The organism is Herbaspirillum sp. SJZ106 (assembly GCF_006715495.1).
Lineage (GTDB): Bacteria > Pseudomonadota > Gammaproteobacteria > Burkholderiales > Burkholderiaceae_D > Herbaspirillum.
Genome location: NZ_VFNI01000002.1, coordinates 746,004 through 763,531 on the forward strand (window position 1 = coordinate 746,004; position 17,528 = coordinate 763,531).

Genomic DNA, 17,528 nt, shown 5'->3' on the forward strand with positions numbered 1-17,528 from the left:
ATTCAATCTTTCTGCATGCCTGCTAAATTAAGTTCTTTACCGCATGTTTCGGGTAATAGCAGGCAGGCCAGAATCACGATGCCATAGCAAGCAACAGCGATCAATCCAATGCTCTGCCCCAATGGGATACTGGCACTGAGATAGCCGATGAGTGCAGGACAAATAGCGCCAAGCGCCCGGCCGAAGTTGTAGCAAAATCCCTGCCCAGAACCACGTATATCGCTTGGATACAATTCTGACAAATAGGCACCTATACCTGCAAACAAACCGGAGAGAGAGAAACCAAGCACAAAACCGGCTATCAACATCAGATCATTGGCAACCGGAATATTGGTATATAACAAAACCACGGCGGCACTCAGGGACGCAAATAGCATGAAACAGCGACGGCGACCTAACGCATCAGATACCCAGGCGCCTGCCAAGTAACCTGCAAAGGAACCTCCGATTAATACCAAAAGATAAAGACTGGTATCAAGAATAGAGAGATGTTTCTCATTGTTGAGAAAAGTCGGAAGCCATGTCGTGATTGAATAGTAGGCGCCTTGCATGCCCGTTGCTAAAAGACTCGCCAGTATTGTGGTGCGCAGCAGGCTAAAACTGAAGATACGCAGGAAATCATTACGTTTGCCAGTTTCGCGAATGCGCATTTGCTGCGCAAGAAAGACCGGCGACTCCTGCAGGTTGCGGCGGATATACAGTGCCAGTAGCGCTGGCAGAATGCCAATCCAGAAAAGGATTTTCCAGGCCCATTCCGGTGGCAACACGGCATACGCCCCCCAGAAGGCCAAAGCTGATGCGCCCCAACCCACTGCCCAACTGCTTTGCACCAATCCCGAAGCCCTGCCGCGATAACGCGCCGAAACAATTTCGGCAGTCAATACCGCCCCAACCGCCCACTCCCCGCCAAGGCCAAATCCTTGCATGGCCCGCGTAAAAAAGAGTTGAGGAAAAGAATTGGTGAATCCGCTGAGGAAGGTGAAGAAAGCAAACCATACCACTGTCCATTGCAGTACACGAACCCGTCCGAAGCGATCAGCCAAAATTCCCGCTATCCAACCGCCAAGGGCGGATGTGAGCAGCGATCCCGAGGCGATATAGCCTGCCTCGGTTGTACTCATGTGCCAGATTGTGAGCAGTGTTGGGATCAGAAAGGTATAAATCATGTAATCAAAACCATCCGTCGCGTAACCAATGAAGGTTGCCGCAAGGGTTCTTCTTTCAGTTTTTGTAATATGTCTCAACCACATAAGAACCATCCAATCCAGATAGATAACGACTAGAGGAACATCCCGTACGTTTCTATACTGATCAGCTTAGGAGCTCTGCATTCAGCAGATCAGTCACAAGCATGCAGCCTGGAGCGTGGGTGATGCAAAATTCCGGGCATGCAGCAGAAATGGCGGCCTGAGGGGTAACACCGCAGGCCCAGAAAACGGGTAGTTCATCGTCGAGTATGGCAACCGCATCTCCATAGTCTGGTCGACTAAGATCATTGATGCCAATCAGTTCGGGGTTGCCGATATGAATCGGAGCGCCATGCAGGCGTGGAGTTCGGGCGGTGAGTTGAACTGCGTGAATTGCGTCAGCAGCCTTGAGCGGGCGCATCGAAACGACAGTTGGGCCGGCGAAGATGCCAACCTGATTTGTTTGTATATTGCTGCGGTACATCGCTACATTGCGTCCTTCGGTCACATGACGCAATGGAATCCCGGCTTCTAACAAAGTGTGCTCGAACGAATAGGAACAACCCAGGGCAAAAGTAACAAGGTCCTCTCGCCACCATTCGCGTAAATCAGTGACATCCGCTACGCGCGCGCCGTGTTTCCATATGTGATAGCGGGGTACATCGGTACGGACATCAAGATTACGTCCCAGCACAGGCAGCAATGGGGCCCCCGGCTCAGACCAGGTAAACAGGGGGCAGGGAATCGGGTTCAGTTCGCAAAAGCGCCGAAAATCTTCAGCCAAGTTAGCCGGCAGGATCACAAGATTAACTTGAACATGTGCGCTCGCCAAACCACTGGTATGCCCGGAAAGTCGTCCATCACGAGCAGCCAGGCGCACTTCCAATGCGCTGGATTGCGATGTTAAGCCAGATAGTTTCCGATCCTGGGAAATAGTAAAGTTATGCATTTTTGTCTCCTGACTAACACTGAGACCCCTGAGACCCGATCAAACGAAATATGACAAACGGCAAGTTTGTGTTTTTCGGGAACCCAGCAGGTATTTTTATAGTTGATTAGTTGTTGGTTTGGAACTAATGTGTTCCGACTCGGAATCTTGGATCAAATAACACGCTATGCATATGGGGTATTGCCTCAAATATCGGTGAGACATTGACCTCAATTCGTAAAACCGTACACATGTAAAATGAAATGTAGCCATGGCTCCGGAAATTCGGACAGAGGGCAAGCGGAAGTCTTGTTTCATTGATCTGCTCTAGCAGTCATGTAATGCCCCTGAGAGACCTTCTCGCCTTATGCTGCCAAAGAAAATTTCTCAGTCGGTGTCTTCATCTCCGGCGCAGCATCATGCCATCTTCATCAAGGGGCATTCCCAGCAGTTCCGATAAGAGAACGCCATCGTAAGTTGTAGAGCAGCATCTCGCTAAGCGCTCATTTACGGAAAAATCCACAGGAATTTACAGCCAGCTGAGCACATTTCAGTGCAAAGGCAATTTGCGCCAGCGTGAGCTTGCTTTCTGCATGGCATTTCCTCCATTTCCCATTGCGAAAATCATGATCCCCGGCGATAGCTTTCATGTCGGCGGCTAGTTAATTTCCCTCAAATGTTTAGAAAGCATTGAGGAAGTTGGCTACCGATCGTGGATTTTTTCACAATGTCGTCATTGTTTTATAGACGCCAATCGGTTGGGCGACGCCGCAGGATGCGACGTTTCATCTGGCCGCCGGCATTTCTCCCCGATACGATAGGACGCATTCATGAAACGCAGAATCAACGAACGACTCTCCGGCAACAGGCAGGGAGGTTTTACCTTGCTCGAACTGTTGGTGGTTTTATTGATCATTGCGCTGCTGGCGAGCTACGTTGGTCCCAAACTTTTCACGCAAGTGGATCGGGCAAAGGTACGTTCGACCCAGGCGCAGATGAAGACGCTGGGTGACGCCGTGACGCAATTCAGGCTTGACACCGGCCGTTATCCGACAGCCGAGGAAGGGTTGCAGGCGCTGGTGGTTCAACCGCACGACAGCGAAGGCTGGAACGGGCCGTATCTGGCCAAGGACGTGCCCAACGACGGATGGGGGCGGCCATATCAGTGGAATGTGCCGGGGCGCGACAGCGAAGCTGAAATCGTGTCGCTTGGTCGCGACGGAAAGATCGGCGGGGGGAGCGTGGATGAGGATATCGTCTATGGTCTATAGGGCGATGCGGCGGTGGGCAGCGCTTCTTTTTCTCTGTTTCCCTGCCTTGCCCGCCTGGGCCGAAAACTGCTGGAACCGCGTCGGAGCGGCATATGGCATTGATCCGCTGTTGCTGGTGGCTATCGCCAAGGTGGAGTCTTCGCTCAATCCGAAGGCAATCAACCATAACCGCAATGGCACCTACGATGTCGGCCTTATGCAGATCAATAGCGCCAATTTCTCCTACCTGAGGGCAGCGGGCATCACGCAGGAAAAACTGTATGAGCCATGTACCTCGATCAAGGCCGGCGCAATCATTCTCGCCGGGTTCATTGAAACACACGGCTACACCTGGGCGGCCGTGGGCGCCTACAACGCCGGATCTTCACCGGACCGCGACGAGGCGCGCAGACGTTATGCGACCAAGGTCTGGGTGAAATTCACCAAGCTGAAGAAAGACCAGATGGAACGCAAGCGCATCGTGCAGAAATGGTGGGATTGGCGATGATCCAGTTCAAGGTGCGGATGATCGTCGCCGGAAAGCTGGTTCATAAAGAAGTCGAAGGCTCCAGCGAAGCGCATGTGCGAGACAGCGAAAGCGCCAAGGGGCATATCGTGCTGGAAATTCGCAAGACGGCGATGCGGCGTCGAAACAAGGCGCAAGGAAAATTCGAACTGCCCTTGTTCCTGCAGGAACTGACCACCTTGCTCAATGCTGGCCTGGTTCTGGTCGAGGCGCTCGAAGCGTTGCGCGACAAGTCCGATGCACGCCATTTTCGCCGTCACGTGGTTGATTCGATCCTGGCGGCGATGTATGGAGGCGAGCCTTTTTCTCGCGCATTGCAAAGGCATCCGAAGATTTTTCCGGCGCTGCTGGTGGCAACGGTGGCGTCGTCGGAGGGAAACGGACAGATGCCGATGGTACTGCGGCGCTACCAGCAATATGAGGCCAGGATCGAACAGATCCGCAAGCGCGTCGTCAGCGCGCTGATCTATCCGCTCGTGGTCGTCGGCGTGGGGGCCTGCGTGTTGTTTTTCATGGCCTTCTTCGTGGTGCCGCGGTTTGCGGCAGTGTTTGAAACCATGAGCACCTTGCCCTCCTCGGCGCGGGCGATGTTGTGGTGGTCGCATCTGCTGAATGAACACGGCGGCCTTGTGCTGGCAGCAATGGCGGCAACGCTTTGCGGCGTGGTATTCGTCGTCAGGATGCCGATGTTCAAGCGCAAGGCGGCAGGGCTGGTCTGGAATACGCCCTGGGTACGCGACATTTGCGCCTTGTTCGTGTTGACGCGATTTTATCGGACCATCGGCTTGCTCATTTCAGGCGGCACGCCGGTGATCGAGGCGCTTGAACTGTCGGGCGGGATCCTGCCGGCGCGTTTCCAGCCGCGCCTGGAGGCTTCGGTGGGCGCGCTGCGTAGCGGGCGCCTGGTGTCCGAGGTGCTCAAGGAAAATGCGTTGACTACGTCCGTCGCAGAGCGCCTATTGCGAGCGGGCGAACAAAGCGGAGAGTTGGGCGGCATGTGCGAGCACGTCGCCCAGTTCCACGATGCGGAGCTCGACCGCGCGGTGGAATTGCTGAGCAAGGTGATTGAGCCGCTGCTCATGCTGGTGGTGGGCGCCACCGTGGGCGCCGTGCTGATCATGCTGTACATGCCCATCTTCAGTCTGGCCGACAGTATCTGATGAGGCTTTCAACGGCGCCATTCAGGTAGCTGATACTAACGGAAAAAATACGATGCAATACCGGGAAATCGCCAATCAATGGTACAAAGACGCGCATGCCGCCGGCGAAAGCCTGTCGCGCAGCTTGCAGGAAAAAATTGAAGCGGGAAAGGCGGACGCCATCGACGTGGCCGCCTGTTGCGGCCTGTCGCTGACGACGCGTGCGGAACTGGCGCGCGCCACCACATGCTTCGACATGCTGCCGGTACACGACGCATTGACGCTGCGCGTCTTGCCGGTGGAAATCGATGGCGAGCGTCGCCTGATCGTTGCGGATCCTTTTGACCGGCAGGTGAGGGAAGCCTTGCTCGCACGTTTCTTCGGCCAGAAGATGGCGCTGTCCATGGGCGAGCCCGGTGAGGTTGAACGCCTGTTGGACGAGGCCGAATCCAGCGAGCGCGTGATGGACAATATGGCCATTGACGCGTCCGACGAAACGGCCGGAATGACGGTGGAGCTGATCTCGCTGGCAACGATCGCCAAGGATGAAAATCCGGTGATCCGCCTGGTCAACTCCACATTGCATGACGCGCTTCAGTATCGGGCGAGCGATATCCATATTGAATCGACCGCGGAGGGGCTGTCGATCCGCTATCGCATCGACGGTGTGCTCCAGTCGATACGCCAGATCGCCAACCGGGAAATGGCGGTGCAGACCATGTCCCGCCTCAAGGTGCTTGCCACCCTGGATATTGCCGAACGTCGCATACCGCAAGACGGGCGATTCAAGATCGGGATGTCCGGCAGGGAAATCGATCTTCGCGTATCCATCATTCCTGGCGTCTATGGAGAAAATGCCGTGCTGCGTGTGCTCGATCGCGCACAGCGTACCGGCATGGATCTCGATATCTTGGGTTTTGATGACTTCACTGCCGATCGCATTGCCGCACTTTCCCAACGGCCTTATGGCCTGACGCTGGTGACCGGGCCAACCGGCAGCGGCAAGTCGACCACACTGTATGCGATGCTCTCGGGCATCAACACCGGAGACGACAAGATCATCACCATCGAGGATCCGGTCGAATACGAACTCGATGGTGTATCGCAAATTCCGGTCAATGAGCGAAAGGGACTGAGTTTCGCGTTGGGCCTGCGCTCGATCTTGCGCCATGATCCGGACACGATCATGGTTGGCGAAATCCGCGATGCCGAGACCGCGTCGATAGCCGTACAGTCGGCGCTTACCGGCCACCGTGTTTTCTCCACCGTACATGCCAATGATGGCTTCAGCGTGATCGATCGTTTCATCTACATGGGAGTGGAGCCGTCCACTTTCCTCGAAGCGCTCAATGGCGTCATCTCGCAACGCCTGGTGCGTCGCATATGCCGTCAATGCGGCGAGGACGGCGATGGTCGCGCGGATCTCGCTGAGATGCCGCTCGATCAGCTCAAGACGGTCGTCGTTCCAGGGGCCGGCTGCGAGGTCTGCCGCGGTACCGGATACAGCGGCCGCATCGGCCTGGCCGAGGTGCTGACGATGGATGCCGCGATGAAGGCGGCATTGCTGGAAAGATCGATGGAGTCGCGCATGCGGGCTTTGGCCGGCAACCCGAGCTACCGCTCGATGCGTGAAACCGCGACCAACGCCGTCCGACGCAGACTGACCACATTCCAGGAGGTGCAGCGTGCCATCGCTATGGAATGACATCATGCTGCGACTGGACGCCACGACCGTCCATCTTCAGCGCCTTTCCCCGTCGTCCGGACGAGGCGACGGTCCGGCCAGCATCGTCGCTTTGCATGGCGACCGGCCGATCGATACGATCGCCTTGCTGCTGAAGGAGCAAACCAGGGTCAAACCCCTGCTTCGCAATCGAATCCATGTCGCGGTCGGCAGCCCCTGGGCGCAGGCGGCGGTGCTTCCGTGGCAGGAGGGGCTCTTCTCGGACGCGGCTTGGAAGACTTACGCCAGCGCGTTGATCGCCAGGAGCATAAACCGCCTTGATTGGGAAGTCGCCGTGGAAGCGGCGAACTATGGGGCCACCCGTCTGGCGAGCGCGTTGTGTTCCGATCTGGTGGGGGCGATCAAGGAGGTCTGTACCGCCACCGGATGGCGTCTGGAGACATTGAGCGACATGCTCACCATGTCGGTTTTTCATCACGCGGCGACACTGAAGGAGCCTGAGTACTGTTTCATGCTGGTTGAGCCGGAGGTGTTCACTTGCCTGTATCGCGGCCAGCACGGGTGGCGCGATCTGATCACGCTGCCGCGTAACGAACATGGACTGGATGCATGGCTTGCGGCAGGATCGCTTTTGACAAAGCAGCCCCTGCCGGAAAAGACATATGTTTGCGGTGAATTGCCAGAAATCGTGGATGGCGAAAGTGCTTTCCATGTATTGGATGCCTGGGGCGGCGACAGGGCGGCGAAGAAAATCCAGGGGGCTGCGACATGAAGCAACTGCCCGGTTTGGATTTCGTACAGCCGCGATGGAAATTCACGACGTTGACCATGGCGTTGATGGCGGCGGCGGGATTGATGCTGGCGCTGGCCGTGGAAGGCATCTCGCAAATCGACCAGACGCGCACCGAGATCGAGACGATCGAACACAGGATAGAACAGAGGAAACGCGCAAATGAACGTGAAGCGCAGCGCCATAAAAGAATGTCGCCGCAGGAGCGGCATATCGAGAAAGTGCTGAAGGAGCAGGGCATGAATGCGACCGGCTCCGGAATATCGGTGATCGATCGGATCGAGCATGCGTGGACGCCCGAGATTGCGTTGCAGTCAATTGTCGTGGAGCGTGCCGGCCGTCATGTCCGTATCGAAGGAGGCGCGGCCAAGCTGGAGCACATATACACATTCATCGACCGTTTGCGCGAGCAACCCGGGAGCAGGGACGTCGGCCTTTTGCAGCACCATTTGAAAGTTGAAGGTGGAAGAACCATTCGCTTCTTCACATTGAGCGTTGAAAATCCATGATTAGTTTGAATACGAAAGGACATGTCGCGTCGCTTGAAAGGCTTCGTTGGCAGGGCTATCTGGCCAAACGCAGATTGGGGGCGCCCGGTTTGATCATGGCTGCCGTGCTGATGGCCTTGGTGGTGACGAATGTTTTTTTCATCCAGTCCCATGCAAGCCATCTGGAGGCCGTTCGCGATGAGAGCGAGAAAAGGCTCCAGGCCATGCCGGAGCCGCGCATGCACCAAGGAAAGCCAAACCTGACCTTGCGCGAGGTACAGCGTTTGCAGAGCGGCGCGCAGGCTTATTCGATATTCCAGATCCTGAAAAGCCATGGCCTTGCAGGAAAGCAAGCCACCTACAGCCGCCAGATAGAGGCAAAAGGGAAATTACGGCGGCTCACCATCGACATGGCGATGACGGGCAGCTATAGCGGGCTGCGAGCCGCCATCCGTGAAATAGCCGACCAGCCCGCCGCGCGCATCGAGCGGCTTTCCGTCGAACGGGAAAGCATTGAAAGCCCGGTGGTCAACGTGGATCTGAAGATTACCTTGCTGGGGCCGGATTCATGAGGCGTTCATTGCAGGCATGTCTTCTCGCGCTGGTCTGCACGGTGGCCACACCCGCTTTTCCAGGATCGTCCAATGCCGGTGCGAAGGACGTCATCGTCGATATATTCGCCGTTCAGAGCTGGGATTCGCTCGGCGCCATCAATGCGCCGCCCGCGCAGGAAGAGAATCCAGAGGAACCTTCCCCGCCGCCGCCTTCCGATCCGGTTCCCTTGCCGCCGCCGTTCGCGGTGGTGGGGCAATGGCTGGAACGCAATATGCGCATGGTGATCCTGGAGCGCAAAGGGGAGACATTTATCTTATGTTCATCAGCGTGCAATATCCGCGGCGCTGTTCTTGTTGATCAAAAAATTACCGATGGATACCGGTTCAAGAAGATGAACGGCAATGCACTGATCGTTGCCGGCAGTGACGGCATGCTCCATGCGCTGGATCTGTCATGACGGTTTCCTTGAGCGAAGACACTTGAATATGCAAATACTTTACCGATTGTTGCCATTGCTTTGCGCTGCCGCACTGGCAGGGTGTGGCTCACTACCATTGGCCGGCCATGACAGGTCTGGCACGCCGCCTTCATCGAAAGAGCAGTTCGGACTGGCGCAGTTGAAACAATCGCGTCCGGCAGATATCCGCGCCGCGACAGCGATGGAGATAGGGCGCCAGGACTATGTCCAGGCGGAACTGAAGGCGGCGCAACAGGCCGGCGCGCGCGGCAGCGATCACGCTGCCATCGAGCATCTGAACAATGCGCAGCAAGCCGATCCCGGAAACTTCAAGGTCCGGCAGGAACTGCGGCGTCTCCAGCAAAAGGCCAGGACCGATGCCGCCTTGGAGAAAGCCCGCTCGTACGGCGAGCATCGCCAGCAGGAAGCATTGGAAATCCTGGGAAGAATCCTGTCCGAGCAGCCCAATCACGCGCAAGCACGGCGCCTGCGCGATGAATTGCTGCGCGCCGACGAAGCCAAACGGTCAATGCATCCGCAACTTTCCGCCTCGCTGCGCAAGCAGGTCAGCCTGAATTTCAAGTCACAACAGATCGCGACGATTTTCGAGTCGATCTCGCGGGTCTCGGGAGTCAATTTCGTCTTTGACGGCGATGTGGATGTCAACCGGACCGCAAGCATATTCGCCGAAAAGACGACAACGGAGAGCGCCATCAATCTCTTGCTGAAGACCAACCAGCTTGAGAAGAAGGTGCTGGACCGCAATACGCTGCTGGTCTATCCCGCCACGCCCGAGAAAGCGCGTAGTTACCAGGATTACGCGGTCCGTACCTTTTTCCTCTCGCATGCCGATGCCAAGGCGGTCGTAAGCGCATTGCGGCAAGTGATCAAGCCCAAGGACGTCTATGTGGACGAACGGGTCAATGCAGTCATCGTGCGGGACAAGCCGGATAGTCTTATTGCCGCCGAACGGATTGTCATGGGATTGGACATCCCGCAATCGGAGGTGACCCTTGACGTGCAGATCCTGGAAGTCAATATGAACGACAGCGTGGATCTTGGCGTGCAATATCCTGAGAAATTGCAGTTCGGGCCGGCCCCTGACGCGGCAAGCGGCAAGCTGACGCTGGGCGATCTGATGCGGATCAACCGCGACCGCATCAATGTCTCGAGCAATTCAGGCGCATTGTCGCTGGCCATCGACATGCTCCAGAAGCAAGGCCGGACGAAGACCTTGGCCAACCCGAAAATCCGGGTGCGCAACCTCGAAAAGGCCAGTATCAAGATCGGTGAGCGTGTGCCGATCGTCACCACAACCAATGCCAATGGCGTGGTTTCCGAGTCGGTGTCATACCAGGACGTGGGATTGATTCTGCGCGTTGAACCGCGCATCAGCCTCGATGACGAAGTGAGCGTCAAGGTGGACATGGAAGTTAGCAATATCTTGTCGCAGCACACCACCAAGACCGGACTGGTTGCCTATTCGCTGGGAACGCGCAACGCGCAGACCTTGATGACCGCCAGGAACAGCGAGACCCAGATCCTGGCCGGACTGGTCAAGCGCTCCGAAAGCACGCGCGCCAACGGCTTGCCGGGCCTTTCCCGGATCCCCGGGCTGGGGCGGCTCTTTGGTTCGGATGGAAACAGCGATGAGCGTTCGGAGATCGTCCTGTTGATAACGCCCCATATCGAACGAAACCTGGATTTGCCCGCATCGGCGGTGAGCGCCTTCCTGACGGGGACCGAATCAAACGTCACCACCGAGCCATTGACTTTGGAAGCGGCAAAAACGGCGAGGCCGCAGCAGGAACAGGACTTCGACCTCAGCGCGCCGATCGGTGCGGCGCAACCAGCGGCGGCAAGAGACGAATCGCATGGAGCGGGTGCGGATGCATCAAAAGAAGTGGCCAGCGAGGCGCCCGCCGGTATGCCGAAGAACGGCGCGGACACCCACGGGCGGGATGCCCGCGATGCCGGCCATTTCGGAAACGGCATGGGCATGATGCGCACCAGCGCTCTGGAGTCGCGGGGAGGCGAGCCGGCCTTGTCGTTTTTTCCGGGCAATCCGGAGGTGGTCGCGGCCGCAAGGCGATTGGATGAATCGGCGTGAAGCGTTCCGCGAAAAGTCCCATGCATGGATTCTCGATGATTGAACTCCTGGTCACGATCACCTTGCTGAGCTTGCTGGCGACAGCGGCCATGCCGTTACGCGAGGTGGCCAGGCAGCGCGCCAAGGAGTCCGAGCTGCGCAGCGCTCTCATGACGATTCGCTCGGCGATCGACGCATACAAGCACGCGTCCGATGCTGGAAGAATTGAACGCAGCATCGACGACAGCGGCTATCCGCCGACCTTGAGGACATTGGTGGAAGGCGTTCCGGACAAGCAGGCTGCCAATGGAGGCACTTTGTATTTTTTGCGCCGGATGCCTGCCGATCCATTCTGCGAATGTAGCGGCAAGGAGGCCGAAGACACTTGGCAGACGCGTAGCTACGACAGCAGTCCGGAAGCGTTTTCATCGGGAGATGATGTCTTTGACATCCGCTCTTCCAGTCACAAGGAGGGGCTTGATGGCACGCCATACAATGAATGGTAGGTTGAAGCGCCCGTTCAACAATGGATTCACGCTGATCGAACTGCTGGTGGTGATGGCGATCATCGCGACCCTGACGGCATTCGTCGCTCCCGGCTACCTGAAACAAAATGATCGCGCCAAGGAAACGGTGCTGCGCCACAATTTGCATATCATGCGAGAGGCGATTGACGATTATCGATCGGACCATGGGAAAAATCCCGAAACGCTCGATAATTTGGTGCAGGGGCGCTATTTGCGGGCTGTGCCGGTGGACCCTCTCACGGGGAAATCCGAATCCTGGATTTTCAACGCGGGAGATGACGATAATTCTGCCGAGGTGACCAGCGGCGCCAAGGGCAAGGCTTTGGATGGAAGCTCCTATGCGACATGGTAAAGCGCGTCGAGAACAAGCGGGGATAGCCTATATCGGCGTGTTGCTGCTGATATCGGCCATCGGTTTCGTTTCTGCGCAAGCGGCAACGGTGCGCTCGACCATGCTGCAGCGGGAGAAGGAAGCCCAATTGCTTTTTGTCGGGGAGCAATTCAGGGCTGCGATCGAAAGCTATTTTCAATCGGGAAGCGGAGGGCGCTACCCCTTGTCGCTTGATGACCTCGTCGAAGATAACAGGCAGATCAAGCCGATTCGGCACCTGCGCCGAATCTATCCTGATCCGATCAGCGGCTCCGCCGACTGGGGGATAATCCGTTCCGCGGATGGCGGCGTCATGGGGGTGTTCAGCAAGACCGATCGCAAGCCGTTCAAGAGGCAGAATTTTCCCGAAGGCTATGCGGCGTTCAATGACGCGAAGTCTTACAGCGATTGGATATTCGTTTATAAGCAACGTGTTGATCCAAGCGGGGCGGCCGGCAATCATCCGCCGACTGTCATGCCATCCCAGCGATAAAGAGTGACCGCCTGGCATGACAGGGAATTTAGATTCTCTTGAGAAAAATTGTGCTTCTAAACACAAACGGGAAAATGAACGGTGTCCTTAGGGATACGTTTATTAACCACGTGATAGATGCTCATGAAATCAAAACCGAATGCAATCCCAGCAGCACGCTCCACACGCAAGAACAACCAAGGCCTACCTCAATTCACGCTGACAGCCATGGCTGCTGCCAGTCTCTTGTGCTTTTCCAATATTGCCGCCGCAGCTCCTGGAAAACCCTCCTTGAAACAATATGAGATTACTTCCATTCCGCACGGCTTTGTGGAAATCAATCTTCAAAATGCAAGCGGCGCCTCGCCGTACAAGGATATCGTCAAGCTCAATAAAAAGGTGAACGTGCCTTTGCCTTTCGATATCTGGAGCAACGGCAGCGCGGTGAAGGCGGCTGCCGTGATCGATGGCGAGATCGATCCAACCTCGGAAGTGCGCATGTCGGCCGGTTCAACGCAAAGCGGCCAGGTCGTCGCGAACGTGAAGACGCCTGGCAAGAAAAAAATGCAGGTGCGCGTTTTCGATGCCGACGGCAACTGGACAGACAGTGATCCGCTCATGGTGACCGTGTTCGACACCGTGCCAGAGCTGGCTGACGACCTGCCTGATAACGTCGACAAGAAAAACAAGAAGTTCACTCAATCCACCGATGCCGTGGTGGGAACATACTTCACCAGCTGGTCGGTCTACGCACGTAACTTCAGTGTCGACAAGGTGCCGCTGGATAACCTGACCCACATCCTGTACGGCTTCGTCCCGATTTGCGGCGCCGATACGAACGAAGCGCTGCGCGCGGCTGGACAGCCGTATCAGGCGTTGCAGCAGGCATGCGCCGGCTTGCCGGATTTCAGCGTGGCTATCCACGATTCCTGGGCGGAAATCGGCAAGACCCTGCCGGGACAAACCATGCAGTCGCCTCTGAAGGGCGTGCTTGGACAGATGATGGCCGCAAAGAAGAAGAATCCCAATCTGAAGATTCTTCCATCGATTGGCGGCTGGACCCTGTCGGATCCGTTCTTCCGCATGCACGATCCGGCCAAGCGCAAGGTATTCGTCGACTCGGTAGAAAATTTCCTTCGTACCTGGAAGTTCTTTGACGGTGTCGATATCGACTGGGAATTCCCCGGCGGGAAAGGCGCGACGCCGTCATTGGGCAATGCACAGACCGATGGGCAACTGTACGTCACCTTGATGAAGGAGCTCCGTCAGCGGCTTGACAAGTTGTCCAAGGAATTCGGCAAGACGTATCAACTGACCTCGGCCATCGGCGCGCCGCCGGAAAAGGTCAATGTCATCGATTACAAGCAAGCCACGCAGTACATGGATTACCTGTTCGATATGACGTACGACTACTACGGTGCGTGGGACCTTAAGGAATTGGGACACCAGACCGCCTTGTATGCGCCGAAGAATCGCCCCGATACTAAATTTACGACTCACAATTCGGTGGAAGCCTTGCTCAAGCAAGGTATCGATCCAAAGAAGATCGTGGTTGGCGCGGCCATGTACGGCCGTGGATGGACCGGCGTTTCCGGCTACAAGGATGGAAATCCGTTCACCGGAGTGGCCAAGGGCCCGCATGCAGGCCAATGGGAAAAAGGAATCCTGGATTACAAGAAGATCGCGTCCGACATGCTGGGCCCCGACTATGTCGGCATCCGTGGCTATGAATACAATTACGATCAGGCTGCCGAAGCGCCTTACCTGTTCAACAAGAGTACCGGCGATCTGATTACCTTCGATGATGCGCGTTCCGTGCAGGCCAAGGGCGCTTATGTCCGGAAGAACCAATTGGGCGGCTTGTTCTCCTGGGAGATCGACGCCGACAACGGCGACATCCTCAATGCAATGAACAAGGGCCTCGGCCATGAGGAGGGCGGTTCCTCGGGAAATCACCCCCCGGTTGCAGTCGCCGTTGCCAATATGCGTGTGGAGGGGCCGGCGGCAGTGACGCTGGATGCGTCGAAATCGCGTGATCCGGACGGAGATAAATTGACCTTCCGATGGGAGCAGATCCAGGGCGACGCCTTGAAAATTACCAATGCCTCCAGCGCGCAGGCCAGCGTCGCCGTTCCGGCCGTCGCAAGCTCCAAGCAATACACGTTCCGGGTCACGGTTTCCGATCCGGCCGGCTTGAAGGATACCGCACAGACTACCGTGACCGTATCGCCGAAGAAGGACGACCCCGACAAGCCTGATCCCAAGCCGCCGGTTGCTCGCCTGAGCGGACCCGCAGTGGCCGAGGCCGGCCAGTCTGTCGTATTGTCCGCGGCGAAGTCCAGCAGTTCAAGCGGCGCCAAATTGAGCTATTCCTGGGTTGTCCCGCAAGGCGTGAATGCTACGCAAGATGGTCCGACACTGAGCTTCAAGGCGCCGGAACTGGACAAGGACCAAGCCTTCACTTTCAGCGTCAACGTCAAGGAAGGCAAGCTTGTTTCGACTGCCAAGCACACTGTGCAGGTGAAAAAGAAGAGCAGTTCGGAAGACGATGGCGGCGGCGGGAAGTATCCCGCATATAAGCCGGGCGTCCAATATGGCGCAGGCAGCATTGTTTCCAATGCGGGTAAGACATACCAGTGCAAACCGTTTCCTTATTCCGGTTGGTGTTCGGCCGCTCCTTCTGCCTATGAACCGGGGAAGGGCTTTGCTTGGACAGACGCATGGACGGTTTATGGCGGTGAGAGCTCCGGCGGCAAGGAGGACGACACCGGCGGCAAGACGGACGACGGGAAACATTCGCCCTATAAGGAAGGAACGAAGTACGCCCCCGGCCAGGTCGTTGCAAATAACGGGAAGCTTTATCGCTGCAAACCATTCCCCTACGCAAACTGGTGCTCCATGGCCGCCTGGGCTTATGAACCAGGAAAGGGAAGCGCCTGGAATCAGGCCTGGGAGGAATACAAGCAATAAGCTGATTGATTAATGCTCTGCCCGGCCGTGCCATTTCTTCAATACATATTGGAAACGGCACGGTCGGGCTTTTTGATTTGATAAGGAAATATGATGAACCGTCGTCAATTTGGCCTGCTCGGTCTCTCGAAGCTTGCAGTGTTGAGCATCATCGGCTGTTCCCAGGATAATGCCCAAACTACGGTCTTGCCGCCGGAGACCGCTGCGATGACTTCCGCGCAGCAATATCAATTAGCCGCGAAGGCGCATGGCTTTTCAGTAGGTTCTTTGGTTTCGGTCAATAGCGCCTACGTCTTTTTCGATCCCTTGTGCGTCCATTGCTCCGAGCTTTGGAATAACATGAAATCCTTTTCCGGAAAGGCGCATGTCACCTGGGTTCCAACCGGTCTTCTCGCTGGCGCATCAATGCACATCGGCGCCGGGATCCTCGCCGCCGCGAATCCGGTAGTCGCCATGAACGAACATGAAGCGCAACTTGCCCAGAGCCGTGGAAGAATCGAGATAAAGGCGGGCGCGCATCCCGATGAGGAGTCGCAGGTGAGCGAAAACACCCGAATTTTCAAGCAAATGAACGCGCAAGGCGTGCCGTTGATTCTCTACAGGAATGCTGCCGCGGACAGGTATGAAACGTTCACCGGCGGGAGGAGCATCGAACAGTTGGCGGAGATGTTCGACCGATGATATTGGGGTTGATGCTCAATGGCTGTCATCAGCGGCTTAGAGTGAAAACGGGAAGGTGGGGTTAGGTCTTACTTGGATTTCATAAATCCTGAGGGAGGGGGAAATGCTGATTCGGGATATCAAGTTGCAATTATGGGCGCTCATTGTCGTCAATTTGGTTGTCAGCGTGATAATCGGCGGCCTTGGATATATGAAGTTAAAAGAGAATGAGGAGGCGGTGACACAGATTTTGACGTCAAATTTTGATCCAGTGATCCAGATAGCCGACTTTCGGCATAAAGACGCTGTTTTCAATGAATATGTCCTTGTCACTCTTCTCGAGCAGAATTTCCGGGCGAAGGCTCTTCTCAGGCGCCTTCGGCACGACATGGAGCGGAGCTGGCGCATGTACTATGCGTCCGGTGTAAGCAGTTCCGCCGAGACTGTTATCGCAAATAAGATAGACAAGATATTGCCGGAATATTTGAACTCATTGGATAGATTGATGCTGCTGCTGGAATCAAATAATTTTGCAGAGGCGACAGCGGTTTTTTCCGGAGAGGTGCAGTCCAAGCGCTCTCTTATCGAGCAGAATTCAAGGTTGCTCTATGTGGAAAACTCACGGCAAAGTGCCTTGCGTTCCCTGGGGCTCAGCCATAGCGTCGATATCTCCCTTGCGGTGTTCTCCGGATTTTGTATCGTCGGCGTCGGCTTCTCGCTGATTGTCGCGATGCTGGTCTTTCATACCATCTGGAAGTACCTCCGCCAGATACGCCAGCTTGCCAATGACGTCGCCAGAGAGCGCTTGGGGGATCAGCAAGTGGGCGACGAGATAGCTCAGGTCGACCGCCTGCTGATGCTGGCCCGCCAGATCAGATGACGGCAACCTGGCGTGCGGGAGAATCTCCCGACGCAATATGTCTTGGAAAACTGTCCCGAGGCACACCGCCAGACCCGCTTATGGCTTGCCGGTCATCCTCTCCTCGCAGCAGCGCATGCGTTCGCCCATGACCACGGCGTCGCCTCGCCTCGCCGTTTCCACTCCCCCTTCCTGGGCCCGGGTAATGCCCATGCCACGTTCGGCCGCCATTTAATTGCGTATTTAAAGATCGTTGAGAAAATTCGTGTGGGGACAATGCTTCCCGCAAAATGATGAATATGGACAGGATATCTATGGCGCTGGATATCAATTGCAGCGAATGATCGTGACTTCCCATGCCGCTTGTTTAAATTGCATCAATGCTTGTTTGAGAAGGGAGTTTGCCGATTTCCCCATCTGATTTTTGGGGCCTTGGCCTATTTCTTGGGTAATCGACGGTCGTCATAATAGTGGTTTAGGGCGGTATTTCTATTGGGGGAACCGACCGTTTCTTCTATTCCTTCAGCGCTTTTTCAGACTTTATTTCGTCTCTTGTCGGGGCAGAAAACGAGGTTTC

18 protein-coding genes are annotated in these 17,528 nt (G+C 56.1%); 15 read left to right on the plus strand and 3 right to left on the minus strand.

Going from position 1 to position 17,528, the window contains the following annotated elements; all coding sequences use genetic code 11:
* Positions 1-2 precede the first annotated feature (2 nt).
* From FB598_RS08580 to FB598_RS20700, 3 genes are all read right to left on the minus strand, one after another.
* The gene (locus FB598_RS08580; protein ID WP_141913573.1) at positions 3-1,250 is read right to left on the minus strand and encodes an MFS transporter; all 1,248 of its coding nucleotides are present in this window, start codon (positions 1,248-1,250) and stop codon (positions 3-5) included.
* 61 nt (positions 1,251-1,311) lie between these two features.
* Entirely contained in the window at positions 1,312-2,136 is an 825-nt protein-coding gene (locus tag FB598_RS08585; protein WP_141913572.1) for a putative hydro-lyase, read from the minus strand.
* Positions 2,137-2,618: 482 nt separating this feature from the next.
* On the minus strand, positions 2,619-2,765 hold the full coding sequence (locus FB598_RS20700) for a hypothetical protein (RefSeq protein WP_183405713.1): 147 nt from the start codon (positions 2,763-2,765) through the stop codon (positions 2,619-2,621).
* 180 nt (positions 2,766-2,945) lie between these two features.
* On the opposite strand from FB598_RS20700, the gene gspG reads away from it, so the two are divergent.
* The 15 genes from gspG (at position 2,946) to FB598_RS08660 (ending at position 16,972) form a co-directional block, all read left to right on the plus strand.
* Entirely contained in the window at positions 2,946-3,386 is a 441-nt protein-coding gene (gspG, locus tag FB598_RS08590; RefSeq protein WP_141913571.1) for a type II secretion system major pseudopilin GspG, read from the plus strand.
* On the plus strand, positions 3,376-3,873 hold the full coding sequence (locus tag FB598_RS08595) for a transglycosylase SLT domain-containing protein (protein WP_255463865.1): 498 nt from the start codon (positions 3,376-3,378) through the stop codon (positions 3,871-3,873). Before gspG ends, FB598_RS08595 begins: the two co-directional genes overlap by 11 nt.
* Complete coding sequence (locus FB598_RS08600; RefSeq protein WP_141913569.1) at positions 3,870-5,051, plus strand: type II secretion system F family protein; 1,182 nt, start codon at positions 3,870-3,872, stop codon at positions 5,049-5,051. The genes FB598_RS08595 and FB598_RS08600 overlap by 4 nt, the downstream gene beginning before the upstream one ends.
* Before the next feature lie 52 nt (positions 5,052-5,103).
* Positions 5,104-6,735 (plus strand): GspE/PulE family protein, encoded by a 1,632-nt coding sequence (locus FB598_RS08605; RefSeq protein WP_141913568.1) that lies wholly within the window; start codon positions 5,104-5,106, stop codon positions 6,733-6,735.
* A 4-nt stretch (positions 6,736-6,739) separates the two neighbouring features.
* On the plus strand, positions 6,740-7,486 hold the full coding sequence (locus FB598_RS08610; protein WP_141913567.1) for a hypothetical protein: 747 nt from the start codon (positions 6,740-6,742) through the stop codon (positions 7,484-7,486).
* The gene (locus FB598_RS08615; RefSeq protein WP_141913566.1) at positions 7,483-8,013 is read left to right on the plus strand and encodes a hypothetical protein; all 531 of its coding nucleotides are present in this window, start codon (positions 7,483-7,485) and stop codon (positions 8,011-8,013) included. Before FB598_RS08610 ends, FB598_RS08615 begins: the two co-directional genes overlap by 4 nt.
* A complete protein-coding gene (locus FB598_RS08620; RefSeq protein WP_141913565.1) occupies positions 8,010-8,564 on the plus strand; it encodes a hypothetical protein in 555 nt (184 codons plus the stop codon). The genes FB598_RS08615 and FB598_RS08620 overlap by 4 nt, the downstream gene beginning before the upstream one ends.
* On the plus strand, positions 8,561-9,004 hold the full coding sequence (locus FB598_RS08625) for a hypothetical protein (protein ID WP_141913564.1): 444 nt from the start codon (positions 8,561-8,563) through the stop codon (positions 9,002-9,004). Before FB598_RS08620 ends, FB598_RS08625 begins: the two co-directional genes overlap by 4 nt.
* A 28-nt stretch (positions 9,005-9,032) precedes the next feature.
* Positions 9,033-11,114, plus strand: coding sequence for a secretin N-terminal domain-containing protein (locus FB598_RS08630; RefSeq protein ID WP_141913563.1), 2,082 nt, complete (start codon positions 9,033-9,035; stop codon positions 11,112-11,114).
* A 35-nt stretch (positions 11,115-11,149) separates the two neighbouring features.
* The gene (locus FB598_RS08635) at positions 11,150-11,599 is read left to right on the plus strand and encodes a type II secretion system protein (protein WP_255463866.1); all 450 of its coding nucleotides are present in this window, start codon (positions 11,150-11,152) and stop codon (positions 11,597-11,599) included.
* Positions 11,574-11,972 carry a type II secretion system protein gene (locus tag FB598_RS08640; protein WP_141913561.1) on the plus strand — a complete coding sequence of 133 codons (399 nt, stop codon included), beginning with the start codon at positions 11,574-11,576 and terminating at the stop codon, positions 11,970-11,972. The genes FB598_RS08635 and FB598_RS08640 overlap by 26 nt, the downstream gene beginning before the upstream one ends.
* On the plus strand, positions 11,959-12,483 hold the full coding sequence (locus FB598_RS08645; protein WP_183405714.1) for a type II secretion system protein: 525 nt from the start codon (positions 11,959-11,961) through the stop codon (positions 12,481-12,483). Before FB598_RS08640 ends, FB598_RS08645 begins: the two co-directional genes overlap by 14 nt.
* A gap of 123 nt (positions 12,484-12,606) precedes the next feature.
* Positions 12,607-15,432 (plus strand): glycosyl hydrolase family 18 protein, encoded by a 2,826-nt coding sequence (locus FB598_RS08650; RefSeq protein WP_304599178.1) that lies wholly within the window; start codon positions 12,607-12,609, stop codon positions 15,430-15,432.
* Between the two features lie 93 nt (positions 15,433-15,525).
* Positions 15,526-16,113, plus strand: a complete 588-nt coding sequence (locus FB598_RS08655) for a thioredoxin fold domain-containing protein (protein ID WP_183405715.1) — start codon at positions 15,526-15,528, stop codon at positions 16,111-16,113.
* 103 nt (positions 16,114-16,216) lie between these two features.
* Positions 16,217-16,972, plus strand: a complete 756-nt coding sequence (locus FB598_RS08660) for an MCP four helix bundle domain-containing protein (protein WP_141913558.1) — start codon at positions 16,217-16,219, stop codon at positions 16,970-16,972.
* Positions 16,973-17,528 lie beyond the last annotated feature (556 nt).